Annotated in this window: 27 protein-coding genes and 1 pseudogene; 11 read left to right on the forward strand and 17 right to left on the reverse strand. The window is 63.0% G+C overall.

What is annotated here, in order from left to right; translation table 11 throughout:
• Positions 1-608: 608 nt before the first annotated feature.
• Positions 609-1,028 (forward strand): Ros/MucR family transcriptional regulator, encoded by a 420-nt coding sequence (locus tag DT057_RS25265; RefSeq protein ID WP_128564860.1) that lies wholly within the window; start codon positions 609-611, stop codon positions 1,026-1,028.
• 167 nt (positions 1,029-1,195) lie between these two features.
• On the opposite strand, the gene DT057_RS25270 is transcribed toward DT057_RS25265, so the two are convergent.
• Positions 1,196-1,465 (reverse strand): hypothetical protein, encoded by a 270-nt coding sequence (locus DT057_RS25270; RefSeq protein ID WP_128564861.1) that lies wholly within the window; start codon positions 1,463-1,465, stop codon positions 1,196-1,198.
• Between the two features lie 699 nt (positions 1,466-2,164).
• Positions 2,165-2,800 carry a LysE family translocator gene (locus DT057_RS25280; protein ID WP_128564863.1) on the reverse strand — a complete coding sequence of 212 codons (636 nt, stop codon included), beginning with the start codon at positions 2,798-2,800 and terminating at the stop codon, positions 2,165-2,167.
• Positions 2,801-3,039: 239 nt separating this feature from the next.
• On the opposite strand from DT057_RS25280, the gene DT057_RS25285 reads away from it, so the two are divergent.
• Positions 3,040-3,426 carry a hypothetical protein gene (locus DT057_RS25285; RefSeq protein WP_128564864.1) on the forward strand — a complete coding sequence of 129 codons (387 nt, stop codon included), beginning with the start codon at positions 3,040-3,042 and terminating at the stop codon, positions 3,424-3,426.
• 23 nt (positions 3,427-3,449) lie between these two features.
• Here the strand turns inward: DT057_RS25285 and DT057_RS25290 are convergent, their stop codons facing one another.
• Complete coding sequence (locus DT057_RS25290; protein ID WP_128564865.1) at positions 3,450-3,752, reverse strand: hypothetical protein; 303 nt, start codon at positions 3,750-3,752, stop codon at positions 3,450-3,452.
• 476 nt (positions 3,753-4,228) lie between these two features.
• Here DT057_RS25290 and DT057_RS25295 point away from each other — a divergent pair, with 476 nt between their 5' ends.
• Both DT057_RS25295 and DT057_RS25300 read left to right on the forward strand, forming a co-directional pair.
• On the forward strand, positions 4,229-4,780 hold the full coding sequence (locus tag DT057_RS25295) for a PAS domain-containing protein (protein ID WP_128564866.1): 552 nt from the start codon (positions 4,229-4,231) through the stop codon (positions 4,778-4,780).
• Positions 4,781-5,045: 265 nt separating this feature from the next.
• The gene (locus tag DT057_RS25300) at positions 5,046-5,315 is read left to right on the forward strand and encodes a hypothetical protein (RefSeq protein ID WP_128564867.1); all 270 of its coding nucleotides are present in this window, start codon (positions 5,046-5,048) and stop codon (positions 5,313-5,315) included.
• A gap of 63 nt (positions 5,316-5,378) precedes the next feature.
• On the opposite strand, the gene DT057_RS25305 is transcribed toward DT057_RS25300, so the two are convergent.
• Entirely contained in the window at positions 5,379-5,600 is a 222-nt protein-coding gene (locus DT057_RS25305) for a hypothetical protein (protein ID WP_128564868.1), read from the reverse strand.
• Positions 5,601-5,884: 284 nt separating this feature from the next.
• Positions 5,885-7,165, reverse strand: a complete 1,281-nt coding sequence (gene tnpC / locus DT057_RS25310; protein WP_128564869.1) for an IS66 family transposase — start codon at positions 7,163-7,165, stop codon at positions 5,885-5,887.
• Positions 7,166-7,291: 126 nt separating this feature from the next.
• Between tnpC and DT057_RS25315 the strand changes: the two genes are divergently transcribed.
• Complete coding sequence (locus tag DT057_RS25315) at positions 7,292-7,483, forward strand: hypothetical protein (RefSeq protein WP_128564870.1); 192 nt, start codon at positions 7,292-7,294, stop codon at positions 7,481-7,483.
• 18 nt (positions 7,484-7,501) lie between these two features.
• Here DT057_RS25315 and DT057_RS25320 read toward each other — a convergent pair whose 3' ends face one another.
• Both DT057_RS25320 and DT057_RS25325 read right to left on the reverse strand, forming a co-directional pair.
• Positions 7,502-8,179: a metallophosphoesterase gene (locus DT057_RS25320; RefSeq protein WP_128564871.1), complete on the reverse strand. Its 678-nt coding sequence runs from the start codon at positions 8,177-8,179 to the stop codon at positions 7,502-7,504.
• Between the two features lie 567 nt (positions 8,180-8,746).
• On the reverse strand, positions 8,747-9,094 hold the full coding sequence (locus DT057_RS25325; protein ID WP_308220170.1) for a helix-turn-helix domain-containing protein: 348 nt from the start codon (positions 9,092-9,094) through the stop codon (positions 8,747-8,749).
• 3 nt (positions 9,095-9,097) lie between these two features.
• Here DT057_RS25325 and DT057_RS25330 point away from each other — a divergent pair, with 3 nt between their 5' ends.
• Positions 9,098-9,424, forward strand: coding sequence for a hypothetical protein (locus DT057_RS25330; RefSeq protein ID WP_128564872.1), 327 nt, complete (start codon positions 9,098-9,100; stop codon positions 9,422-9,424).
• Between the two features lie 259 nt (positions 9,425-9,683).
• Here the strand turns inward: DT057_RS25330 and DT057_RS25335 are convergent, their stop codons facing one another.
• The 3 genes and pseudogenes from DT057_RS25335 to DT057_RS25345 form a co-directional block, all read right to left on the reverse strand.
• Positions 9,684-9,980: a hypothetical protein gene (locus tag DT057_RS25335; protein WP_128564873.1), complete on the reverse strand. Its 297-nt coding sequence runs from the start codon at positions 9,978-9,980 to the stop codon at positions 9,684-9,686.
• A gap of 10 nt (positions 9,981-9,990) precedes the next feature.
• Positions 9,991-10,662: a ParA family protein gene (locus DT057_RS25340; RefSeq protein WP_128564874.1), complete on the reverse strand. Its 672-nt coding sequence runs from the start codon at positions 10,660-10,662 to the stop codon at positions 9,991-9,993.
• Positions 10,663-11,075: 413 nt separating this feature from the next.
• A pseudogene (locus DT057_RS25345) lies at positions 11,076-11,186 on the reverse strand (IS6 family transposase); the annotation flags it as partial.
• Positions 11,187-11,498: 312 nt separating this feature from the next.
• Here DT057_RS25345 and DT057_RS25350 point away from each other — a divergent pair.
• Positions 11,499-12,122 (forward strand): hypothetical protein, encoded by a 624-nt coding sequence (locus DT057_RS25350; RefSeq protein ID WP_128564875.1) that lies wholly within the window; start codon positions 11,499-11,501, stop codon positions 12,120-12,122.
• A gap of 289 nt (positions 12,123-12,411) precedes the next feature.
• Here DT057_RS25350 and DT057_RS25355 read toward each other — a convergent pair whose 3' ends face one another.
• The 7 genes from DT057_RS25355 to DT057_RS25380 form a co-directional block, all read right to left on the reverse strand.
• Positions 12,412-13,908: an arylsulfatase gene (locus DT057_RS25355; RefSeq protein ID WP_128564876.1), complete on the reverse strand. Its 1,497-nt coding sequence runs from the start codon at positions 13,906-13,908 to the stop codon at positions 12,412-12,414.
• Positions 13,909-13,977: 69 nt separating this feature from the next.
• On the reverse strand, positions 13,978-14,451 hold the full coding sequence (locus DT057_RS25360; protein ID WP_238314353.1) for a YidH family protein: 474 nt from the start codon (positions 14,449-14,451) through the stop codon (positions 13,978-13,980).
• On the reverse strand, positions 14,448-15,452 hold the full coding sequence (locus DT057_RS25365; RefSeq protein ID WP_128564877.1) for a formylglycine-generating enzyme family protein: 1,005 nt from the start codon (positions 15,450-15,452) through the stop codon (positions 14,448-14,450). Before DT057_RS25365 ends, DT057_RS25360 begins: the two co-directional genes overlap by 4 nt.
• 283 nt (positions 15,453-15,735) lie before the next feature.
• Positions 15,736-16,758, reverse strand: a complete 1,023-nt coding sequence (locus tag DT057_RS25370; RefSeq protein WP_420870329.1) for a SphA family protein — start codon at positions 16,756-16,758, stop codon at positions 15,736-15,738.
• Positions 16,759-17,433: 675 nt separating this feature from the next.
• Positions 17,434-17,568 (reverse strand): hypothetical protein, encoded by a 135-nt coding sequence (locus DT057_RS37285; RefSeq protein WP_269153129.1) that lies wholly within the window; start codon positions 17,566-17,568, stop codon positions 17,434-17,436.
• A 54-nt stretch (positions 17,569-17,622) separates the two neighbouring features.
• Positions 17,623-18,375, reverse strand: a complete 753-nt coding sequence (locus DT057_RS25375) for an IS6 family transposase (protein WP_128564879.1) — start codon at positions 18,373-18,375, stop codon at positions 17,623-17,625.
• A 524-nt stretch (positions 18,376-18,899) separates the two neighbouring features.
• Entirely contained in the window at positions 18,900-19,265 is a 366-nt protein-coding gene (locus DT057_RS25380) for a PRC-barrel domain-containing protein (protein WP_128564880.1), read from the reverse strand.
• Positions 19,266-20,061: 796 nt separating this feature from the next.
• On the opposite strand from DT057_RS25380, the gene DT057_RS25385 reads away from it, so the two are divergent.
• From DT057_RS25385 to DT057_RS25405, 4 genes are all read left to right on the forward strand, one after another.
• Positions 20,062-21,234: a zinc-dependent alcohol dehydrogenase gene (locus tag DT057_RS25385; protein ID WP_128564881.1), complete on the forward strand. Its 1,173-nt coding sequence runs from the start codon at positions 20,062-20,064 to the stop codon at positions 21,232-21,234.
• A 70-nt stretch (positions 21,235-21,304) separates the two neighbouring features.
• Positions 21,305-21,910, forward strand: a complete 606-nt coding sequence (locus tag DT057_RS25390) for a cyclase dehydrase (RefSeq protein WP_128564882.1) — start codon at positions 21,305-21,307, stop codon at positions 21,908-21,910.
• 21 nt (positions 21,911-21,931) lie between these two features.
• A complete protein-coding gene (locus tag DT057_RS25395) occupies positions 21,932-23,029 on the forward strand; it encodes a two pore domain potassium channel family protein (RefSeq protein ID WP_128564883.1) in 1,098 nt (365 codons plus the stop codon).
• 787 nt (positions 23,030-23,816) lie between these two features.
• A partial coding sequence (locus tag DT057_RS25405) for a recombinase family protein (protein ID WP_162501498.1) occupies positions 23,817-24,243 on the forward strand: 427 nt, incomplete at its 3' end.

Raw genomic sequence — 24,243 nt, forward strand, 5'->3', positions numbered from 1 at the left:
AGCGGCAAGCAGTCCGCCGGCAACCTGCAGGTTGGGTGAGGATCCAACTCACGGCCGAGAGATCATGTGGGCCATGAGCCGGCGTCGCGGTTCCTGTTCTCCGCCGCACTGACCCTCTCGTGACCACCCGGCCCACTGAGCCTCACAGGCCGGCAGGGAGAACTGGTCCGCCACCGACCCGTCATCACGAACTCCCTCGCGATCCAGCCTGCAGGCGGAGCCGGACCGCCACAGGAGTGCGTCCGCGAGAGAGGGCGCCCGTGTAGCAGCCTCAGACAGGCTTACAAGCGCCCAGGAAGATCCGGTCAGAATGGCGCAACTACCGTCGGTGGCGCGATCACGTGCCGGTAGGCGCGGGTGAGCAAGGCTTGGAATGATCGGAGCTTGTGCCGCGAGCAGGGCCGAAAGTTCGGCCATATCCTTTCGAGGCTGGGCCGGCGACGGCTTAGATATAGCTGCATCTGCCCACTTGTGCTTGGTCGTGGAGGTCCGGTTGGCGGCGGTGCGCAACTTCTATTGAAATATTCGCACACTCAAATGCTCTGCACCACCTGTTGACAAATACGTATTGGTGCTACATACGCGCGTTTTCAATGTATGGAAAGACAATGAGCGAGATTGAAGCACCCGGAGTCGACCTCATCACCATGGCGAGCGAGATCATCAGCGCCTACGTCTCGAACAACGTGGTCAGACCCTCGGATCTGCCAGGCCTGATTGAGTCCGTGCACGCGTCGCTCAGCACGCTCGACAAGCCAGCCGTGCCAGAGCCCGAGAAGCTCACGCCGCCGGTCCCGATCCGCAAGACGGTCACGCCGGATCACATCATCAGCCTCGAGGACGGCAAGCCCTACAAGTCGCTGAAGCGCCACCTGACCACCCGCGGGCTCACCCCCGAGCAGTACCGCCAGAAGTGGGGTCTGCCGCGCGACTACCCCATGGTAGCCGCTAGCTACGCCGCCGCTCGCTCGGAACTCGCCAAGAGCTTCGGCCTCGGCCAGCAACGTCGGAAGGGTGCTGCGGCCTAGGATCAGCATTCGGCGTGCGCTGGCGCACGTCACGCTGGACTGGTGATCCCCACATGGGGATTGCCCATCACGGGCGTTTCCTCCCTAGACTTCGGGCCGCTCGCAAGGGCGGCCTCTTTGTTTTGGGGCGGATCCGGCAGCCTGACATGCCCCCCGTTCACAGAGTGTCAGAGCTGCTGCCTACAGCGCGCCCGCCAAGGTCCTAACCCTCCGGCGGGCGTTCTGCTGACTGCTCCCCCCTGCCGCCCTTCTCGGATCTCCTCGATCAACGTCAGTGTCTCACCGAGCTTGAACTCGGCGCGAGCCTGCCAGAGCACGGCATCGTCAATGCCCGGGAAGGCGCAGATGACGGCCTCCTGCCAGTCCGTTCCGTGATCCTCGGCTTCGGCGATGATCTCGACGACGGATGCCAGATCCGGCTGCGGAGTGTCGAGCATCTTTCCCTCCGGGTAATTGCTCGCCTGCCGCTCCGTGCGGCGAGCTGCATCGCGGTGGCTATTTGGGCCATTTCACCTGTGTGCAAGGACCGCCACGGCGGTCGCTGCCGCTGCAACGAGGCGACCCTCGATCACGGGGTGCGTCCCCAGCGAGGTCCGCACCACTGACGGTCACTGACTGGTTCAGGACCAATTCCGCTCAGCCTCCACCGCTGCCACCGCTACGTCGCAACTCGCACCAGCGGCCCTGATCCTCATACCCTGCATAGCAAGCTACTACACAAGCGCCGGCCATGAACTTCAATGGAGGCTTACAGCTTAACCGGTAATCTTCTTGCGCGTTGCTACTACTGCCACTCAGTGACATCAGATAACCAGCGAGTGCAAGTAAGACGACACAAAGAGCAGGGTGCATCGGAGTCTCCTTCAGGCATTCACCCGGTTGCCAGATCGAAGGTGTCGCGCAGCGTTAGGCTTACTGTCAATCGGGTTGTCTAGAGTGATCGGATTATTCCTCGTCGCGAGCGCAATATCAGACAAGAGGAGCTATATGGCGGCGTCGAAAAACTCGCTGTCAGCTATCGAGAGACCATTCCAGCGACCTAGAGCGAATTTCCGGGAGTGGCGCGACTTCACCATTCAGCACCTGTCTGCTGAACCGACGCCGCCCACCCACTGCGGACGCTCGGCTTTGCGGTGCTAACTGCTCTCCTCGAATGCCAACCGGCAGGCAAGCCCAGCGAAGGTCACGGACGCGAGGCGGTTGGCGATCTTCAGGAAGGTGGTGCTCGACGCCACCACCGCCCTGAACCGACCCACGACGACCACGACGAACCCTATCCAGGCCACGGCCATGAGTGCCAGCGTCAGGCCGAGAACGAGACTCTGAAGCGCGAGCGAACCAGCCTCCGGGTGCACGAACTGCGGGAACAGCGCCAGGAAGAACGCGATCATCTTCGGGTTGGCGAGGTTGTTGGCGAGCCCTTGGACGAAGAAGCGTCCGGCATATCCCGCCCGATCTCGAAGGGCAGGATCAAGATCAAGCGTCGCAGGCGCGCGCCACGCCATGACGGCGAGGTACAGGAGGTAGAGGACGCCCACGAACTTCAGAGCCGTGAACGCGACCGGGAAGAGGAGGATGACGGTGGAGACGCCCACGCCCGCGAGAACGGCGTGAATGACGTTGCCGACCTGCGTACCCACAAGGGTCATCAGCCCCGCGGCGGTTCCCGACGCGAGCGTGCGCGAGAGGATCAGCACCGTGTCAGGTCCCGGCGAGAGGACGAGCACCACGGCGGTGGCGAGGAACAGGGCATAGGAGTGCAGGTCGAACATGCGGCGTCCGCAACGAGCAAGAGGTCAGCATTGCTGACCTGTTTTGTGGGTCTCTGCAAATGCCGAGCACACGGGCCCGCTTCCACCCGCTGCGGACGTCGCGCCCGGGTACCAAGCGTCAGACCTGTTCCACTAGCCAGCTGCTCCAGCTCACCCAGGGAACTCGTCGCCTCGCAGTGGGCCAGCGTGAAAGCGATGCATTGCGACTGGGTCTGGCATCTCGTTCGAGGATGGTGCCTATGCCCGGCATGAACCTCCTCGACCTCCCTGCTTCCCTGCCGCCCACCGTCCTCGCCTGGTCCAAGGGGCTCGCCAGCCTCTCGACCGCGCAGCCGCCCTGTCCGAACTTCAAGCCCGACGAGTGGCGCGAGACGCACGAGCGCTGCGCCGACTTCGTGACCCGCTTCGGCGAGCAGGCCGACGCCATGGGCTGGGACACCATCACGCTGTTCGGGGTGCATCCCAAGCACGGCATCATCCGGGGCGACTGGACCGGCGTGCTGATGCCGTTCTGGGCCGACATGATCGAGGTTACAGAGCGCTGGATCAAGTTCGGGAAGGTGACGGCCTGGAAGGACGAGCCGGTGCGGTACAGGGGCATTCCGGTCTGGGAGTTCGGGACATAGCCGGCACCCGCCTACCGCCTGGGCTAAACGGCGGCTCCGTCGCGCTTGGCAGCTACCTCGACGGCTTTCAGCAGCCGCTGACGCGCATCCGCATCAGCGATTTGAGTGAAAGCACGCACCAACTCGATGGCCTGCTGCTCCAGGAGCATCAGCGTGGCATCGCCAGCGGTTGCAGTGCTCAGCGTTGAGTCAATCTCGACGCCAAGCACCCCCTCAATCTGCCTCACACGCTGCAGAGGCAAAGAGCCGAGGTCGCGCAAACCACCGAGTTCAACCGGCCGGGGCCGATCAAGCCAAACGCCGCGCGATCGTGTGTCGCCTAGCATCTACTTCTCCCGTTTCGCATCCGCTGTGCGGCGCGGTCAAATGAACCAGCAGCCGAAGGTAACCAAGCCGCAGAAGGGCCTTCAATCACGCACAAGCGGGCCTTAGTCTTTGACATATGATGACTGCCATGCTGGGCCTATATCGCTGTTCGACATGTGCTAATAACTTGCAGGAAACAGTATTGTAGGCAATTGAGCTGATGACCAGCCGGCGCGGTATTGGAGCATGATAGCCGGGAAGTACAGGAAGTATGCTGGCCCTATGGCGGGCCCAACCTCTCCCCTCAGCGAGATCTACAAGGCGGGATGCCTCATGGAGGACGCTCTCGTGGGTGCTATAAAGACGCAAGGCCTCCACCGACGTTAGGGGTGTCCTGGTGCGATAGGTGACACACCCGCGATGGAACAGCGTGGACAATTGACCCTTTTAATGATCACGCGGCGCGCCCATCGTAAGCCCCGCCGGGGAGCGCTTCATGATCTGGGCGGCAGATAAACAGGGCCAAGTCGCATACGTCTGCGCTGAATGGCACGAGGCTACTGGACAGCCGGCAGAGCAGGCCCGCGGCAGCGGTTGGCTCGAGGTCGTCCATCCTAAGGACCGTCCACTGGCCGAGCAGACCTTTATGTCCGCCGTTGCCCAGGCCACGAGCTACACGATGGTGTACCGGCTGAGAACTGCGGACGGGTCTTACACATGGGTGAAAGATTGCGCGATGCCGTCCTTCTGCCCAAACTCATTCGAGTTGCTCGGCTACCTCGGCTCGGTGACCCAAGCCGACCAAGTCGAGTTCGAAAGAGCAGAGGCCGAGGGGCATCTGGAGGCTTTTGACCCGGGCAAGCCCATACCCGCGTTTGAGCCGATCTCCTCTTTTGACCAAGCCGCAGATTACCTGATCTTGGCACTCAGCGCCGCTCGGCGCTCACAGGATGAGGTGCTCGTGCAGATGATCGAGATTTGCCTTTTCCAAGTTGGCCGTCTACTCACACAGGCTTTGAATGAGACTGATGGTTTACAGCGTCATTGAAGCTGCTGCCATCGCGGTCCTGGCGCATCCCTGAGCCCGGGAGGTGATGGTGTGGGCAGACGCGATGGACAGTCTCCGGAAGGAGGCGGTAAGGACGGCGATGCTACTGGCGAAGGCATGAACGCAGCCTCCTACGCCTTCTTCACGCCCGTCATCCTAATCGCCGGCGTGGCCGGTTTCGTGACCCTCTGCCGACGTTCGACAGCACACGCGAGGGCGCGGGAACTGCGGGCGAGAGCGCGATGGTGAGGGAGGCCGGGAGGCTATGAGCGACGACGACCGGCCCGAGAAGCTCGTTGCGCCGCCGATCGACATGAAAGCCCTGGCCGAGGCGGTCCAGGTCTACCTCGCCGATCCGACGACGCGGTCGCACGAGGTGGGCGTCTTCACGGTCGATCTCGCGGCTGCCGTGGACGCCTATCCGGCTGCGAAGCGCTTCATGGCGGAGCCGGATTGCGATCCGGACGAACGGCGGCGAGCCGTCACGACGGCGCTGCTGATGGTTCTGCTGCGGGACCGACCGCTGCTTCAGTGATCGGTGTGCCACCCTAGTCTGACCAGGGAGGCAGAAGATACTCTGGGCAGCCGAGAGGCATGATCAGGCCCGCTTCTCAATCCCGACGATGATGTCGTCTTGGAAGACCGCCTCCAGCCCGACATCGTAGAGGGCGATGGCGAGCAGATCCTTCCAATCTTGTCCTCCAGGACCCGTGCGACGCTCTAGGGACGCATGAACGCGGTCGGCCTCGTCCTCCGTCGGGCGCGAGGTTCTCGCCCAATAAGCCTCCAGCTCCTGCCAGGCGCGATTGAAGTCGATCACAGGTTGAGCCCTCCGTGGACGCGGGCGTGCTGCATCATCTGGTCGACGTAGGTAAGGGCCTGGCGCCCGTTGAACATGAGGGGCCGGCGCACACGGTTCATGCGCACGAACTCCAGCCGCTCGTCGCTATAGTAGGTTTATGTGTGGCCTTTCAGCCATCGACGCTCGGAACGCGACTGATACCATCCCGGTAAAGCAAGCCCGGGGGGTAATTACCCAGGGGGGTCCGCGCGGTGCACGAACCGTCTGACCCTGTCAGCGACGAGGTGGAGCGCGGGAAGCGATCAGGCGCCCATAGTCTTGAGGAGGGTGGCGAAGGTATTCGCGCCCGAGAGGCGAGCGGTGTCGACGACCGTGCGTACGTCCGCTTCGCCCGCGGCCGCCCACATGGCCCGGTAGCCGTTCGTCACTTTCCGCTGCACCACGGCCGGTCGCAAGGCTCGCTCACACCCGTTGTTCGTGACCGCCACGCGGCCTGGATGGTCGAGGAAGACCAGGAGCTGATCGCGGGCTCGCCCGATCTTGGCCTGCAGCGCGCGGGTCAGATCGCACCGGCTCGGGGCGGACAGGATGTCGGACAGTTGCCGGTCCAGCGCTCGGCGCTTGGCCGCGAGCGTCGAGGCCGCCAAGTTGGTGACGCGCTCGGCCAAGCTGAACACAGACCCGAGCCAGAGCTGCAGGCGCAGCGGCACCGGATCCTCGCTGACCTCGACCGCGTAGGCGGCATCACGCGCCAGATGCGCCAGGCAGGTCTGGTGACGCTCGCCGTGGCCCTGCTGGGCGGTGTAGCGGTCCGAGATCCACACCGCAGGCCGATGGTCGTCCATCATCGCGTGTGCTACCGCGGCGGCGCGCGTCGAGGCGGCGTGATGCACCACCGCTTCGTCCGAGCAGAACACCCAGTGATACGCGTTGCTGCCCTCGATGCGCACCCCGGTCTCGTCTGAGGCCACCACCTCAGCTCGGCGCAGCGCCGAGACCGCCGCCTCGCGGCCGGCACGGAACTGCTTTTGGGCTCGACGAAGCAGGTTCATCAGTCCGCCCTGGCTGAGGGTCAGCCCGAACAGATCGACAAGCGCGGCTTGCAGGCGCTCGTAGGACAGAGCCTGGAAGGTCTTCAGGTAGGTCGCCACCGCGTGCAGGCGTGGACCGAACGGCGTGGCGGCCGCCGCCTGCGGCGCGGGAGCGACGACGCGGGTGCCACAAGCCGGGCAACGCACGGCGAGCCGCTGATGCTGCGTGACGAACGGCGTCACCTCGGGCAGTTCGATCTGCTCGCACACGCTGACGATCTCGGCCGGCAGATCCGCTGCCAAGGTGCCGCCGCAGCAAGAACAATGACCCGGGCGGTGGGCGACGACCTCGTCGGGATTGGGGCTGAGCGTCCGGCTATGTCCCTCGTGACCGGGCTTGGCACCGCCGGGCTTGGCCTGCTCGCGCCGCTCCTTGCGATCGGTCGAGGGCGGCTTGGAGGAGGTGCGCGAGGTCTTGTCCGGGCGCTGCAGGCGCAGCACCAGCTCGATCAACTCCTCCTTGCTCAGGCGTTCCAGCTCGTGGCGGCCCATCCCACGAGGGAATCAGTGAAATCGGCACTCGGCAAGAGGCGCCCCGGGCGCCCCGCAGCAGCGCCCCACCGGCGTCACGCCAAAGCCGGACGCACCCCCTGAGTAATTACCCCGGGGGGGCATCGGATGGCTGGTTTCAGGCTGAACAAACGACTTCTGCAGCGTGCCGACTTCGAACCGCGCTCGACGCCTCCAGCGCCCATTTTGGCGACGCTGCTGGGCATCGCGTGCGCCGGTCTTGCGTTCCAGGCTGAAGCCCTCGGGATGTTGCGCATTCCAGACGTCGCCTTGCTGGGGCTCCGCTCCTTCGTGCGCTGACACCCAACCAAAGTGTCCTTAATTCGCCGCCGAGCCGGTCGCCTGGATCACCTCGACCGGGCCACCCGAGGCCGCGTCGTCAAACACGCCGGCCGTTAGGATGCCGGACCGCCATGCGTCCGTGTCGAGGTTAGAGCGGGAACGTCGCAGATCGGGCTCACCCGAGCGCTGGCGCATGTGCCCGTGCACGACGTGCTTGCCGAAGTCGTAGTCGGCTGAGAGGAACGGCTCCCGGATCCAGAGCCGGTCGGTGCGGATCTCTGGCTCGATCGGCACGCCTGGCCGCAGCCCCGCGTGCACGTAGATGCGGTGGTCGTCCTGGTAGAGGGTCGGCAGGGCGGCGAGCCAGGCGCGATCGTCCTCGGGGATGTCGTCGGCCCTTTCGGCACCGTAGCTTGCAAGCGTCGCGCGACCGCCCCGCTCGACCCAAAACTGGTGGCTTTCAGGACCCGATGGGGCTTGCACGAGCATGTCGTCGTGGTTACCGGCCAAGCAGACCACCCCACCCGGATCTTGGCTTTGGACGAGGCGCAGCAGCCAGACGACGCCGGCACTGTCCAGCCCTTTGTCGACGTAGTCGCCCAGGAGCACGAGGCGGCGCGGCTCGCCGGCGCGATGTTGGCGAATGCGCCGGAGCATCAGGAGGAGCAGGTCGGAGCGGCCGTGGAGATCACCGATGGCGTAGGTCAGCGGCATCGGGAGCCAGGGCCCTTGACCACCACCACTTGCGTATTAGGCTGCGTTACGTGGCGGCGCGGGCAGTGGGAAGCGCGCGAAGTGCGTTGGGCTACCGCCGGCGCTCACGTCCATTGTGCTGACGCCGCCAAAACGGCGATCGAAGCGACGCGATGACAGCCAGAGTGCACCGAGGCCGACGATGGCGAACACGGCCGCGAACAGGGGCAGTCCGTATGTCTGCCAATCTGCAAGGGTGTTCACGGTCAATCCTCGGGCTTCATGAGGCTGTAGGCGGCCTGCGCAGCACAATGTAGGCCTACGAAAGTCAGCAAACCAGCCCACCAGGGCAGGAAGGCTGCTTGGGCAGCCGTTTGGCCGAAGCTAGGTCCGACCACTGAGACGGCGAAGATCCCGAGCCCAATGGTGTTTGCGCTGGTGGCAAACAGCTTCACTCGCTCATTGTGGCGCTTGGCCGCGGCTTTTCGCTCAGACGCCGTGGGCGGTGAAGTCACGCCTTCCGCTGCCTGAACCTGATGCCAGCACCGCCCCTGTTCCCAGGGATGAACTCCAAGCCGGGACAACGCCTCATGGCTGCGGATCGCGGAGACGGACTCCGGGTCGACCATGATTTAAGAACTCAACCCCAGCCCTCTCCAAAGCAGTCTGCACGGCACGCACCGTATCGAGGCCGCTGGTGAGTGTCTGCGCGCCTTTGCCTTCCATGGCGCGGATCGTGTTTGCGCTTACGCCTGCGCGCTCTGCCAGACTGACCTGATCCATTGCCACCAAGCTCCGTGCGGCTCGTAGCTGGTTCCCAGTTGTGAGCATCACAATTCCGGTTGTTTTTATACCCATCACAAGCTTGACCACACCAAGCTGTGGGTATTCTAACAAGTCTGTCGGCGGCAGCAACAAACTGGCAGGAGCTTTCAACCGATGTCCTCCCACCGCCCCCTCTCCTGGTCCGCTGCCATGCACGAGCTGGCAGCCGACCGCCTGCCCTCCACGGGCGCCGAGCGGCGCGCCATGGCGGCGCAGCGTGCCTTCGCCGCCGCTGCCGAGATCAAGGTGCGTCGCGAGGCCCGCACTACGCCGCTGATCGTCGCCGGCCGCTACGACCGCAAGGCCATCATGGTGGCCGCTATCGCCGCCGCGAAGGCCCGCCGCGCCATCACGAATGAGGCTTGGGGCGTCTGCCTCTCGGCAGCTCTCAAGGGCACCTGGCAGGTCGCCAAGGCCGCCCGCCGCGCTCAGGCGCACTGAGATTGGCCGAGATCTTCCGCCTGCTCCGCATCGCCGATCAGGCCTGATTGGCGGCATCCTGCGCCCTGCTGCCGACTGAGGCTGCTGCCCTGAAGGCCAAGGCGCGCTTCGCCCTCAGGCTGGCCCGCAGGTCCAGGGCGCCACCGCTGCCCCGATGACTGCCTGATTCCACTCGGGCTTTTGCGGCCCTTCCGGCCGCGAAACCTGAGGCGGCTCAACGGCCGGCGTGCTCATCTCGATGTCGTCAGCACGCTCACGCCTAATCAATCTTGGCAACGAGCCGGTCGAACCCCTCGCGGTAGGACATCCGCTCACGCTCACACCATTCGATGAAGGCGTTGGCCGATCGCACACTCACTCGAGCAGTGAACGAATAGGTTGGCTCCTCAGTCGGCTTGCGCCGCTTGCGGATTGTCACGGGATTTCGCTCCACGAAGCCATGCGCCTCAGCAATAGCCTTGGTGGACGTGGCAGCCGGTTCAGCGGTTTCAGGAGAAGCGCTGCTGGGGCGAAAGTCGGAAAGCGAGGCGAGCCCAGCCGGGACGGGTCGGTTCATCGGAAGCTCCTCAGGCTGCTTTCCGCACGCCCCGCAGAGCGTCCATCACCTCGCCCGCGAGAGCGTCAGCGTTTTCAAGAGCCTTGTCGAGGCCGTTGACCGCCTGCGGGTCCAACTCCTCCAAGCTCTGGCGAAACGTGAACATGGAGCGGTAGGCAGCGCGCTCGGCGAGGTCTGTCGCCATCATGGGCACGCCGGCTGCGGCCAAGGTCTCACGGATCACACGCTCGTCACGGGTGGCGAAACCCGGCTTGGTGCGGGTGAACAGCACTCTGTAGGGGCGTGGTCCAACCGCTACAGCCTGGTCTTCGATGAAGGAAATAGCCCGTCGAGCCTGAGAAGCGTCCATCGCCGAGCCTTGCGTTGGGATGAGCACCAGATCGGCCGCCAGGATGGCGCTCGCCACCATGAGCGACGCGGTGCCCTCCAGGTCGGCAATCACGAACTGCTGGCGCGCAGCTTCGGCCTTCAGCATGCGGGCAATATTGGTCGAGTCGGCATGGCCGATCACCTCCACGCGGCTGCGGCTCGGACCGTCCTTCCATGCGACGAGGTGCCGATTTGGGTCGCAATCGAAAGCCGTGACGCTCGCACCATGGCGAGCGAGTGTGGTGGCAAGAACGAGTGAGGTCGTGCTCTTGCCAGTGCCTCCTTTCGGATTGCTGATCACGATGACAGGCATGGTGTGCCCCCAGGTGGCGCGACGCTTCTCGGGGCAAATCAACATCAATTCGTTAACTGTCCCTTAAGCACCGCGACGGTGTGCGCATCGACATGACGCCTAATGACTTCATTGACTCCACATGGAGTGACGTGACGTCGTTGATTTAGCTGCAGGCAGTGTCGCAGCTGGTCACGCCAATCAACGAGTATTGAAGCTCGTTGAAGCACAGCCCATTCCGACAACTTGGCGCCACATAAATGCACCAAAACGCACAGCTGCTTCAAACACTTAGTACTGCAAGGATCGAGTGTCAGGAAATTAAACTTCGTCGTCGATGGCTTCCTGCCGGCGTGCCATGGCGGGGCCATTCGCATAAAGCCGGCGTATGGAACCGATGTCTCTGCTCGGCGCCGGTCCAACGATCCGAAACAACGCAGGTACCAGTAGACGGCCTGCACGATGAGGGTGGCATCGAAGTGCCGACCCTTGAGGTGGTCGCGGGCCTCTCTCTTCAGCTTGAGGGCGAGGGCGTTGAAGATCATGGGCCGGCTCCGGAGCCGAGGCGACAAATTGGGCTGGCATGGCTATGAACCGTGAACGGCGGCCCAACCGCGTTTTCAACTCGCCCGATCAACCAATTGAGCCGCTTCGTTGTCTGGCAAAACGCGCGACCTAAACTACTGATCCGCCCTCATTGGTGGTTGTAGTGGTGGTCTGCTCGAGTAAGGTTGGAGGCAGAGGGATCTGCTCGAACACGGCGTCTGACGCCGCCGCTTGGCGTGGAGCCCTCGGCCACGTATGGCGACGCCGTCTGTCCAAGTTCTTGAGGGCTCCTGAACCAGGGAAAATCAGCCATGCCCCTCTCCCCTCAAGAAGTTACCCCCATTGTCGACCAGCCGGAGCTGGCAGGTGCTAGCGTCAACGTGCCGAACCCGTCTCTCTTCCAGCGCGCCATCCAAGAAACGAAGAACTATCTAGCATTCACCGCCTACCTCTTAGTCGTGTTCGGGACGCTTATTTTCTTCAGTATCAACCTCTACAGTCGGCTCGATCAGAACGTTCAGCATTATCCGGGCTACCACTTCTACGCACTTGGACTGATTAACGCTCTGGTGCTCGCCAAGTTCATGCTGCTTCTCGAGGCCGCGCACGTCGGCTCTGGGTCTATCGGTCAGCGCCTGCGGGATGGGCGGCTCGTCTACGCAATCGTTTACCGCTCGCTCCTGTTCGCGGCTGTCCTAGTCTGCGCCACCGTACTCGAGGAGGTGCTAGTCGGCGCCTGGCACGGAAAGGCCGTGGACGAGGTCCTTCCGGAGATCGCTGGTGGACCGCTGGGTCTGATTGCTCTCGCCTGGGTGCTGTTCGTTGCACTGATACCGTACTTCACCTACCGCGAACTTGGCCGTGTGCTCGGCGAGATGCAGTTGCGTACACTCCTTCTGGTGCCCGCGGCAGGTCGGCAGACCGGTCCGAGTTGACGGAGCCCGTCGTCCTCTCAACTTCTGAGGCCGGCACGGGACCACTGCGCCACATCCTAGTGTGATAAGTAAACAGCGGCAGCGTACGCTCTAGTTGAAGTAGATCCATAATTTAAATTCCTTTTCACGACGAACGATACAATCGTGGTGAACGGCCAACCGTCCTGGATATAGAACGAGAGGAGGGACCGACGTAGTGAACACCCTCTGCTAGCACATCTCTGTGCCAGGATGAGGGCGTCAATCTTATCATCGAGCCCGTCCATTCTCTCGGAAGTCAGGCAGTTATTTAGTGATGACTACTACTGGATGACTCCTCCAACTGGCGCAGTACCGCATCCAGGTTGAACGCAGCCGGCTTCTGCCTTGGCGGAAATTGTTCGAATGCCGCGATCTGCTGGGCCACGACAGCCTGCATCCCATAAATTAAGTAAGCGTGTGAGATGACCCAGTCCCAGTAAGTGTTCGAATTTTCATCGGCGCGCTCGAACGGGTCGCGACGCAGATTAAATATCTTCGGCGCCCTCAGCTTCACGAATGGCTCGAACCAGCACATAAGCTGTTTCGCGCGCTGCTCCATGAGGACCATCTTCCAATCATTCAACCGGATTGCTAGAATGTCACCGTCATCACTGATGTAGAAGAAGGAGCTCCGAGGACTGTCCTTAACCTCACCCGTCAGGTACGGCAGCAGATTGTAACCGTCGATGTGGACCTTATAAGTCTGCGCGCCAACCTGATGGCCGTCGAGGAGTTTCTCGTTGATGCCTGGCTCCCCGGCGGCAGCGAGAAACGTCGGAAACCAGTCCTGATGGCTCACGATGCCATTCAAAACCGAGCCCGCCTTGATCTTGCCGGGCCAGCGTACGAAGACGGGCACACGCCAACCCCCGTCCCAGTTGGTGTTCTTCTCGCTGCGGAATGGAGTGATCCCGGCATCCGGCCAGCTGTTGTAGTGTGGGCCGTTATCCGTCGAATACATGACAATGGTGTCATTAGTGATGCCAAGCTCATCGAGCTTAGCTAGCATCGTACCGATGTTTTCGTCATGAGCAACCATGACATCGTTGTAGTCTCCTTGACCACTGCTTTTGCCCTTATGCTTGTCGGCACAGTGAGTCCGAAAATGCATAGCAGTCGTGTTATACCAGATAAAGAATGGCGTTCCTTCCTTGTGGCTCTTCTCGATGAATTCGAGAGCATGTGATGTCGTCTCATCGTCGATTGTTTCCATTCTTTTCTTGTTAAGGGGACCCGTGTCTTCGATCCTTTGTCCGCCCTTGCCGTCAGACCAGCAGTGCAGCACGCCTCTGGGTCCAAACCGCTGCTTGAATGCTGGATCCTTCGGGTAGTCTGGGTCTTCCGGCTCCTCCTCGGCATTGAGGTGGTAGAGGTTACCGAAGAATTCGTCGAAGCCATGCATCGTCGGGAGACATCCGTCCTTGTCACCCAGATGGTTCTTGCCGAACTGGCCGGTGGCGTAGCCGAGGGGTTTTAGCAATGCTGCGATGGTAGGATCGTCCGCGCGAATACCTACATCTGCTCCAGGCATGCCGACCTTGGTCAGGCCGGTGCGGATCGGGTTCTGGCCTGTGATGAACGCGGCCCTGCCGGCCGTGCAGCTCTGCTGGCCGTAGTAGTCGGTGAAGGCGACGCCCTCGTTGCCGATCCGATCGATATTGGGGGTCCGGTAGCCCATCTGGCCGCGGCTGTTGTAGCTGATGTTCCACCAGCCGATGTCGTCGCCCCAGAGGATGAGGATGTTCGGTCTGCCTGCTCTTGCCATCGCAATCTCCTTTGACTGGGTCGACGATTTCGGAGCCTCGCATCAATCCCGGCCGCTCATTAGGGGCGGCTAGACGAGGCGCAGCAGCACGGCAAAGAACGCAAACAGGCCGATGCAGATTAGGAGGACGGCAATTGCAAGGACCGGCGATTGCATCCCATCTCGAGTCATTCCGGCAAGTGCGCCGAACGATCCGCCCCACAGATAATGAACCGTCCAGCGGTACTGCCAAATCGAGATAATAAGTGCCAGGACTCCACACATGATCAATGCGAGGCCTAAGTACTGGGGGGCTTCTGGACGATAGGCAGGGCGAACTCCAGGCAACTGTTGCAAATGCTCGAAGAACTGAACGATCGCGAAACCGAAGCCGATCAGCGAGACTGCCGTCCGCAGCCATGACATCATCGTGCGTTCGAGGCTGAGGCGGGTGCGGAGCCAGGCGAAATGACTGTCCGCCGTAACCCTAACTTCGAACCTGTCCGCGGCCGGGACTGTGCCGGGATCGGCAAGGTCCGGTTCATGTGAGTCGGCTTCGGTCACCGCTCTGCTCCCGCCTGCCTGAAGCCGCGATCACAAGTTCTGAGGATGCATCGAAAGCCGACGTGGCTCATGCCCGAGTCTATCGGCTGCGCATGGCGGGCGGCGGGGCGGTAGCGGCGGCAGTAGTTCGGGGCGCAGAGATGTGAGCCGCCCTTCACTACCTTGCAGGGGATCCCGCTTATAGGGTTGCGGGGGTCGACACTGTCGGCCTCGCACCCGCCGCGCGGATTTAGGGGAATGCAGCAGGCTTTGGGGACCTCGCCCGGGTGCCTTGGCGCGTACCAGTCGGACGTCCACTCCCAGACGTTGCCGATCATGTCTTGAAGCCCGTAGCCGTTCGGCGGGAAGGCAGTGACGGGCGAGGTGCGCTCGTAGCCGTCCTCGGCGAGGTTTTGGTGCGGGAAGGCGCCTTGCCACGTGTTGGCCATGTGCCGGCCGCCGGGCGTGAGCTCGTCGCCCCAGGCGAACTCGGCCCCATCGAGGCCGCCCCGTGCGGCGAACTCCCACTCGGCTTCGGTGGGCAGGTCCTTGCCGGCCCACGCCGCGTAGGCCTCGGCATCCGCGTATGCGACGTGGACAACGGGGTGCTCGTCCAGCCCCGCGATCGACGAGCCCGGTCCGTAAGGCCGCCGCCAGTGCACACCGAACTTGAACCGCCACCAAACGCTCCAGTTCTTCAGGTCGACCGGTCCCTTCGGCGGTTTAAACACCAGCGAGCCGGGTTGGAGCATGTGCGGCAGCGCCCCGGGATAATCACGCGGGTCCGGCTGCCGCTCAGCCAGTGTAGCATAACCTGTGGCGCGCACGAACTCGCGGAACTGCCGGTTGGTGACCGGGGTGAAGTCCATCCAAAAGCCGCCGACAGTGACGCAGTGTACCGGCGCTTCCTCGGGGTAGTGTCGGTCCGAGCCCATGCGGAAGGTGCCACCGCGCAAGAAGGTCATGCCCGGGGGCGGATCCGGAGCGATGGCTGGTTGGTGGAGTACGGGAGCGTTCATCATCACGCACTCCTCGACACCAGTAGACGAGCACGCCCGTGGGCAGCCGGAAACCGCGAACGGCCTTAGAATTCCATGGCAAGCCGGTGCGCCTTCGACACCCGTTCGGCATGCGGTTTTAACTTACATCAGTTACATATCTGGGCAAGGCTACGTGCGCGCTATGAGAATGGTTTTCGTATTTGATGAGCCGGCAGCACAAGCGAGCAGGGAGTTGCGCAACCGAATATCCTCGCCTACGGCGCGCTGGCTGCGCAACCCGCCGGGCGTTGTCGGCCGATGTCCGTCAGAACTTCGCGATGACGGGCTTCGCCTCCGCGACAGGCTTCGGCGGTGCCACCCAGAGTGGGGCTGAGATCGTGAGGTAAGTCGCCGTGCCCCGGAACCGGTTCGTGGCGTCAAACTCGCGGAAGACCCTCACGTTCGTCGAGACCGGGATCTCGCCGAGCTTGAAGCTGTAGCCGATCTGGCCACCAACGGCCGTGACCCGCCCCTTGAAGGGGCCTATCCTGTCGCCGGAGCCGCTGTCAGCGGTGAGCTGGTTATAATAATAGCCGACGACGCCGAGCGACAGCTCCTTGGTCAGGTACTTCGAGGCCGACCACTCCAGGTGGAACTCGGTGCCAGTCAGGTACTGGGTGGCCGGGTTGATCCAATTGTAGGTGAAGCCTGGGATAACTGAGAGCTCGTAGCCGAGGACTGGGTCGAGGTAGGTCAGGGCCCCGGAGAGGTCGAGCGCCGGCCGGTTGAGCGAGATGTTGGACAGCTGGCCCGTCTCGTAGGAGCCGGAGGGTACGACGCCGGTCAGTGTGACGTTCCAGTGAAAGTTGCCGGAATGCCATCCGACGAACGAGGAGAGATACATGTCCCCGACGTTAAACACGGCGTCGCGTTCGCGCCCGCCGACGATGCGGTCGATGCGCGGGGAGAACAGCACCGCTCCGGCGCTCACGTTGGGGGTACCGAACGGGACGGTAACGGAGAAGCCGAGGTTCCCGCCCAGGATCTCGGCCGGCGTGACCCAAATGGGCGTCACGAAGGCTGCGCTCGTGTCGAGCTTGACGTTCGCCGCCACCACGCCGCCGCTCTGGAAGGTGCGGTTGCCGCCGAGATTACCCTGGTAGAAGTAAGCTTCAGTTTCGAAGTAGAAGCCGGGTGGTGGTGTCACGCCTGCGAGTGGACCGCGGTTGCCTAACACGTATACGCCCTGAGCGGACTCGGCCGCCCGGACTTGCTCGGTAGCCGTGAAACTCACCGCAGCCAAGCCGGCTACTGCCACCCACTTGTTGGAGCGAGCAAGTTTTCGCACTTCGGCATCTCCCGACATTCATCGGCAGTTGGAGACAGCCCACCGAGAAGTGCTCACATGCTATGTTCTAGCTGTCAAGCTTTCGTCAACATTCAAATTCACGAATACTGCCTGTCTGATGCATTTTCGCGACAGGTTTGACGGGAGATGGGGTCGCTAGAGGAGTTATAGGCGCTCCTCTCGGGGGCTGCTTGGCGTAAATTGGTGTCCAATGCGGTGCAGTCGCGCTCAGCACTGACGGCTTATGCGGCCCAGCGCCGGTGCGGGAGCGAAACCAGCCGTTTCCACGAGACCGTGGAGCGCCGCACCGGTCCCATGGAGATCATGGCGACGTCGCTCGAAGGGTTTAGTGACCGCCTGCAGAGCGGGTTGGCCCTGGGCCAGCTTCGTGTGTTACCGACGCGCCGGGCCTGCTGAAAAACTCCGTTCGCGGCGTAAATTCCACGCCGATCAGACGCCGTATGGGGTTATCGCACTCGCCCGCGCACGAGAGATAGAGCTGCCGACAAGCATCGGAGAGTTTCTCAATAGGCCTCGCGCAGCGATATAACACTGCCAACTCGTGATAATCTCGATTGTCGGCGTGATTGCGGCCAACTCTTGGGTTAAGAGCCGCAACGCGCTGCCCAGCAGCCCCGAAAGCGAGCACATCCGGTTCTGCCGTTCGCTGAACGACTACTTCAATGACCCGACGGGGATCTCTCGCCTGTGGCCGTGCGGACGATCCACCACCCCGGCGAGCCCCTCGGCGTCGAACTGGATCACCGCGTCGCGCAGGGCCGTGATCCCATCTCCGGCCCGAGGCTGCATGTGCTTGTCGCAAACTCGGCTGCGAGCTGCAGAATGGCCTCTGCCGCCCCGCTTTCACGCTTTGTTCGCGACGGAAAGCCCGAAGCAGGTGGCGAGCAGGCGGCTCTGCTCGCGCACGGTCCAGGCGCCCCCGAACCCGAAGCCTTTGCGCAGCCACAGCATGGCCTCGAAGCCCTGGATCGTCCGCCGTGCCGTGTTGAACGACCGGAACCCACCGACCCGCGGCATCGGCCGTTTGACCCGGAAGTGGTCGCTCTCGATCCCTTGCTGCAGGTGCTTGGTGACGTGGTGGACGGGCGTGCGCGGCAGCAGGCCCTCCTTGCGGCTCTCGGCGATCGCTGGCGGGTACGGACCGGCGCCATCGGTGCCGATACGGTCAGGCGCGAGAAGCGGTTGATCCTGCAGCATCTTACGGAAGAAGCGCTTGGCGGCGTCGAAGTCGCGCTGTGCGGTGAGCAGGAAGTCGACCGCCTGCCCGTGCTTGTCGATGGCCCGGTACAGGTAGCGCCACTGACCCCGCACCTTGATGTAGGTCTCATCCACCCTCACGGAGCCGCAGTGCGGCTTGCGGAACCCGCGCAGCCGGCGCTCGATGGCGGGTGCGTAGGCCAGCACCCAGCGATTGATGGTGGAGTGGTCGACCGTGAGGCCACGCTCCACGAGCATCTCCTCGATGTCTCGATAGCTCAGGGCGTAGCGCAGGTACCAGGAGACGGCCTGGACGATCAGGGTGGCCTCGAAGTGCCGGCTCCTGAAGTCGCCGCGGGCCTGTCTCTTCAGCTTGAGGGCGAGGGCGTTCAGGATCATGGGCCGGCTCCGGGGCGGAGCGGCAAGCTGGGCGGGTATGGCTAACGGCCGGTGAACGGCGGCCCGTTCGCGTTTGCGACAGGCCCCTTGGCTAATATCCCGCTCCATCGGCACGGCATCAAAGGATGACCAGGTGTTCCTCAAGCTGCGATTTGGGAGTTCGGCAAGTAGGCGCCCGGGGCATCAGCTGTCGGCGGCGGTGCGTGGCGCACTGAATTAAGCCGCGATCTCAAAACCGCGGCTGACCTTTAGGAGACGCGCCGAGCTGGTGATCCAAGACGGTGCCCACCGAGACGTCGCATCCTTTCCCGAACTGGGTGCTCTCGTCCTTCACAAGCATCCTGGTGTCCGGGTGGAGGCTGAAGCGCACGACACACCCTCAGGCCCCATGGGCGCGGCGGCGGAGATCCTGGGCTCACGGCCAAGAAGTTCACGGGTGCCCACCATCTGTCGCTTGGCTGCTCAGGTGCGCGTCACCTCGGGCGAGAGTCTTGCGGCATCGAGAGACAGGGCGGGGGCGGCCCTCAGAAGGGAGCCACGTAGTAGTCACCGAGTTGCTTCCTCTCGTGTCCAGACAGGAGCAACTCGTCGCCGCGGGAGAACTCGGGTGCTTTACGCAGCTGCTCCTCCGTGATCCTCGTCTTGTAGCCGCCGAGCGCTGTGTCGTAGTTCAGCTGTTCCCACGGGATTGAATGTGTCTCGGCACCCAAGCCTAGGAAGCCACCGAACGTCGTGACAGCATAGGCGACCTGGCCACCAACCTTCTCGATCACGAGACGCTTGATGGTTCCGACCCGTTTCCCGTCCGCGTCGTAGACGACCGTGCCCTCGATGTGATCACTCTCGATGAGCGGGTGGCTCGCAGCCGACGACTTATCTGTCTCTGCCATAGCTCGTCTCCTCCGATCTTGAGAGAACTGGGACGCAACCAAACCTACAGAATGTCTACTTGCCGCCTATCTCGATCCGAGTGTCAGCTGATACGCCGCATCCACTTTCGTGATTTTCGAATGGCTACATCTCTACGAATGTAGCTTCGCTTTGAGGCAGCCGACGTTGCTGAAAACTGCCGAGCAAGAACTACTCCCCGCGAGGGTTCATTCATTGTACTGCGTTTGACACGGGTTCGGAAGGCGCCCGGGGGCGATCCAGCATGTCGAACTACGACCGAGTGGCGTCGCCAGTTGAACTGAAGGGCTCGGTCGCGCCTCGGCAGCAGGCTCAAGGTGAGATCTGGTTCCGGCACCTGGCCGACCACGGACCAGCCCTGATGTGGATCACCGACCCTGACGGCGTCACCACCTATCTCAGCCAGTCCTGGTACGCCTGCACCGGCCAGACACCCGAACCGGCCTCGGCTTCGGCTGGCTCGACGCCCTCCACCCGGACGACCACGAGGGTGCCTCGGCCGCCTTCCTGGCGACACACGTCCGAGGCCCCGAAACCGCGTCCGCACCGATCGGAAACCACCAACGGACACGCTCCTATGTGGACGTCGTCTCGGCAGGCGCTCGTCCGCTGGCAGGCGGGTATTGGCCAAAGTCGAGCTTAGTATCGGCCAAGCTGACACATAGAGAAAAAAGTAATTCACATACAAGCATATGTTATCGTATTGAAAATACTTTCGGAGTAGGTGTACCTTACCCAATTTTTATTAATAACTACTACGCATTGTGGAGAATTCTGATGAGAGCACTGGTCTGGCACGGCACTCAGGATATCCGCTGCGATACAGTTCCGGACCCCAAGATCGAGGATGAGCGCGACGCAATTATCAAGGTGACCGCCTGTGCGATCTGCGGCTCGGACCTGCACCTCTACGACCACTTCATGCCCGGCATGGAGAAGGGCGACGTGATGGGCCACGAGTTCATGGGCGAAGTCGTTGAGATGGGCAAAGGCGTCAACGGCGCTCTCAGGAAAGGTGAGCGCGTCGTCGTGCCTTTCACGATCATCTGTGGCGAGTGCGACCAGTGCAAGCGCGGCTACTTCTCCGTCTGCGAACGCTCGAACCGCAACAAGCATATCGCCGACAAAGCCTTCGGGCACACCACCGCGGGCCTATTCGGGTACACCCACCTCACCGGCGGCTACCAGGGCGGACAAGCCGAGTATGTCCGCGTGCCGTTTGCCGACAAGACCCACATCAAGGTGCCGGAGAACCTGAGCGACGAGCAGGTGCTGTTTCTCGGTGACATCTTCCCCACCGGCTGGCAGGCGGCGGTGCAGGCCGACATCCAGCCGACCGATACGGTCGCGGTCTGGGGCGCCGGCCCGGTCGGCCAGATGACGCTGCGCTCCGCGGTCCTGCTCGGGGCCAAGCAGGTGGTCTGCATCGACAGCGTGCCCGAGCGCCTCGAGATGGCACGCGCGGGTGGGGCCATCACCCTCGACAACGCGCAGGAGAGCGTGATCGAGCGCCTCAATGAGCTGACCGACGGCAAGGGTCCGGAGAAGTGCATCGATGCCGTCGGCATGGAGGCACATTCGCCGCGCGCGCTCGAACACGCTTACGACCGACTGAAGCAGGCTGTAATGCTGGAGAGCGACCGCGCCGCAGTGCTGCGCGAGATGATCTATGTCTGCCGCCCCGCTGGCATCATCTCGATCCCGGGCGTCTATGGCGGGCTCGTCGACAAAGTGCCGATGGGAGCCCTGATGAACAAGGGGCTGACCATTCGCACGGGGCAGACCCACGTGAACCGGTGGACGGATGACCTCGTCAAGCGCATCGACGAGGGGCAGATCGATCCCTCCTTCGTCATCACCCACCGGGTCGGGCTCGAACAAGGGCCCGAGATGTACAAGACCTTCCGCGACAAGAAGGACAACTGCATCAAGGTCGTGCTCCGGCCCTGAGTGGCTCCGCAGCTCGTCGCGCTGCGGCGGGCCTGCCACTCCTCCCCGTTGCTGCACCGAGGAAGTCAGCATGTCCGATGCCATGGCCCCACGTGACCAGGGCCGCGCCCCTGTGCCCTATTCTCTGCCGAGGTATCTCACCTCGGACCCGCGCCGGAGACCGGATCCCGCAACCAGGGAACTCGCCCACGGCCTAGGCTGGTTCTCGATCGGCCTCGGTCTGACCGAAGTGGCGTGTGGCGGTGCCATTGCCCGGTGGCTCGGGATGCCGCGTGTAGCCCCGGTCATCCAAGCCTACGGCGTGCGCGAACTCCTACAGGGTGCCGGGATCTTGGGCTCGCGCGATCCGACACCCTGGATCTCGGCGCGCGTCGCGGGAGACGCGCTCGACATCGCCACGGTCCTGCGCGGGCTGGTGGGCCATAATCCGCGCAAGGACAACGTGCTGATCGCCCTTCTGGCTTTGGCCGGCGTTACAGCCGTAGACGTGATCTGCGCGCACAACCTCTCGGGGGCACCCCTCGCCCCGTCCCAGAAGGTCCGACAGGATTACCGCCGCCGCAGCGGCTTTCGCCGTCCTGCCGAGGCGATGCGCGGTGTGGCACGCGACTTCAAGCCGCCCCCTGACATCATCGGCCCGGAGGCGATGCGTCCCTGGACGCTGATCAACGCTTGAGGCTGGAAGGAGGCTAGCCTGATGCTGCCTGTCCTCGAACGGGCGTCGGGCGCGCTCGTCATAGGTCTCGTCCTCGCCGACATCTTCCTGACGGTCCTCTACACGCGCATCGGGACGGGCCTGATCGCGGACCGGGTCGCCCATCTCACCTGGGCAATCTTCCGCCGTGCTGCCGATGCGTTCGGGCAGAAGCGGGGCGCTGTGCTCTCCTTCTGCGGCCCGATCATCCTTATCATCTACGTCCTGCTCTGGGCACTGGGACTGACCCTCGGAGCCGGCCTGATCATCCACCCCGCGCTCGGGACGGCCGTTCGGGCGAGCAGCGGCGAGACGCCGTCCGACTTCATGACCGCCCTCTATGCGGGCGGCAGCAGCATGGCGATTGTGGGGGCTAGCGACTTCAAGCCGGTCACTGACGCCTACCGCGTCCTCTATCTCGTGAACTCGCTCGTCGGGATGTCGGTGACGTCGCTGGTCCTGACCTACGTCATGCAAGTCTACAGTGCGCTTCGGCAGCGCAACGCACTCGGACTGAAGCTGCATCTATTAGCGGGTGAAACCACGGATGCAGCCGAACTCCTGGCCCGGCTTGGGTCTCAGGAGCATTTTAATTCAGGATACACCCACTTGGCCGACATCGCGGGGTCCATGGCCGAGATGAAGGAGGCGCACCACTTCTATCCCTTGCTGTTCTACTTCCGCTTCCGGGAGCCCTTCTATTCGGTCTCGGCACAGGCATTCATCGCCCTGGACACTGTGTCCCTGATCCGCAGCGGGATTGCAGACCATCAGGCAGCATGGCTGAAGGAGGCCGCCGCTGTCGATGCAATCTGGCGCGTTGCCATGCTGCTCGTTGTCACGCTGGAAAGAACATTTTTACCTGGAGACCTGCCCGCCCCAGCCGACGTGAACAGCGCCGAGAGCGAGGCATGGCGCACCCGCTTCGCAGCGGCTATCAGGCGGCTCTCGGCAGCCGGCGTCGAGACGATGCCCGATGAGGCAGGGGCAGAGACTTATCTCGCGCTGAGGGCACAATGGGAGCCGCATATCGCCCGACTGGCACCCACAATGGCCTACCACTTCAACGAATTCGAACCCAGCGGGGAGAAGCGCCGGTGATACGCTGTGTCACTCCGAGACCAGTACTCCGGCCTTTTCGTAGTTTATCAAGGGAACTCTAAGCCTGCACGTCTGAAGTCGGGCTCGAATGGAAGCGATCCCAGGGAAGGCAGTGTTCTAATAGGCCCTGCCTGTATGGAGCGTTCCGCCGCCCTGCGCCTCAGCTTGTTCGACAGAGAAGTATTTCGTTCTGGAATGGTCCATGCCACCATGTCCAGGACCCTGTGGAATGGACCCGTCGCCATGGTGATCGGCTAAGCCCGCACCTCGACCCTCGAGCAAGAGGCCGGCCTGAGGGCTTAGGTCAGGGAGCTGGCGGCCCTCGGGTGCGAGCGCCTGTTCCAAGAGCGAGTGTCGGCGATCGGCAGCCGGCCGCAGCTCGAGGCGGCAGTGGAGTTCACCCGGCCGGTGACACGCTGGTGGTCTCCAAACTCCAGGGAAAATGCATGAGACGAGTTACCCCATGAGCCGCCGAGATTGTCCTTAGGGCAGCGTTATCCTCCAATGTAGCGAACTGCTCGACCAACCCCTCGATCATCGCACGCCTCCTACCGGAAGCGCGACATTTTACGCCATCACCGCCAGCGTCGGCGCCCGTCAGAGTTCATGCGTTTGCCCTGGCCGGCGAGACGGATTGAGAATGTCAACAAAACGACCGTTTTCCTTCACCTTTGAGAGCCGTCTCAGCTGACGCGCTTGACGCGAGAGCGCCGGCACGTCGTCGATGTCAGGAAAACGTGGCAGGAAAACTACTGCCAGGAATACCCTCCCGTGGCACTACCCTGACATGCTCATCGGCTACGCTCGCGTCTCCACCACCGACCAGAACCTCGACCTTCAGCGCGACACCCTCACGGGCGCCGGCTGCTCCCGCATCTTCGAGGAGAAGAAGTCCGGCAAGGCCGGCAGCGAGCGGCCCGAGTTCGAGGCGGCGCTCGCTTACCTGCGCCCCGACGACGTGCTGGTGGTCTGGAAGCTCGACCGCCTCGGCCGATCCCTCGTCGAGATGATGCGCACCATCGACGCCCTGCGCCGCCAGGGCGTCCACTTCCGCAGCCTCACCGAGCAGTTCGACAGCGACACCGCCCACGGCCGCTTCGCCCTCCAGGTGCATGGCGCCATGGCCGAGTACTTCCTCGACCTCAACCGTGAGCGCACCGTGGAGGGTCTCAAGGCAGCCCTGGCGCGGGGGCGCAAGGGTGGCCGGCCCAGGA

This window comes from Methylobacterium crusticola (assembly GCF_003574465.1).
Taxonomy (GTDB): domain Bacteria; phylum Pseudomonadota; class Alphaproteobacteria; order Rhizobiales; family Beijerinckiaceae; genus Methylobacterium; species Methylobacterium crusticola.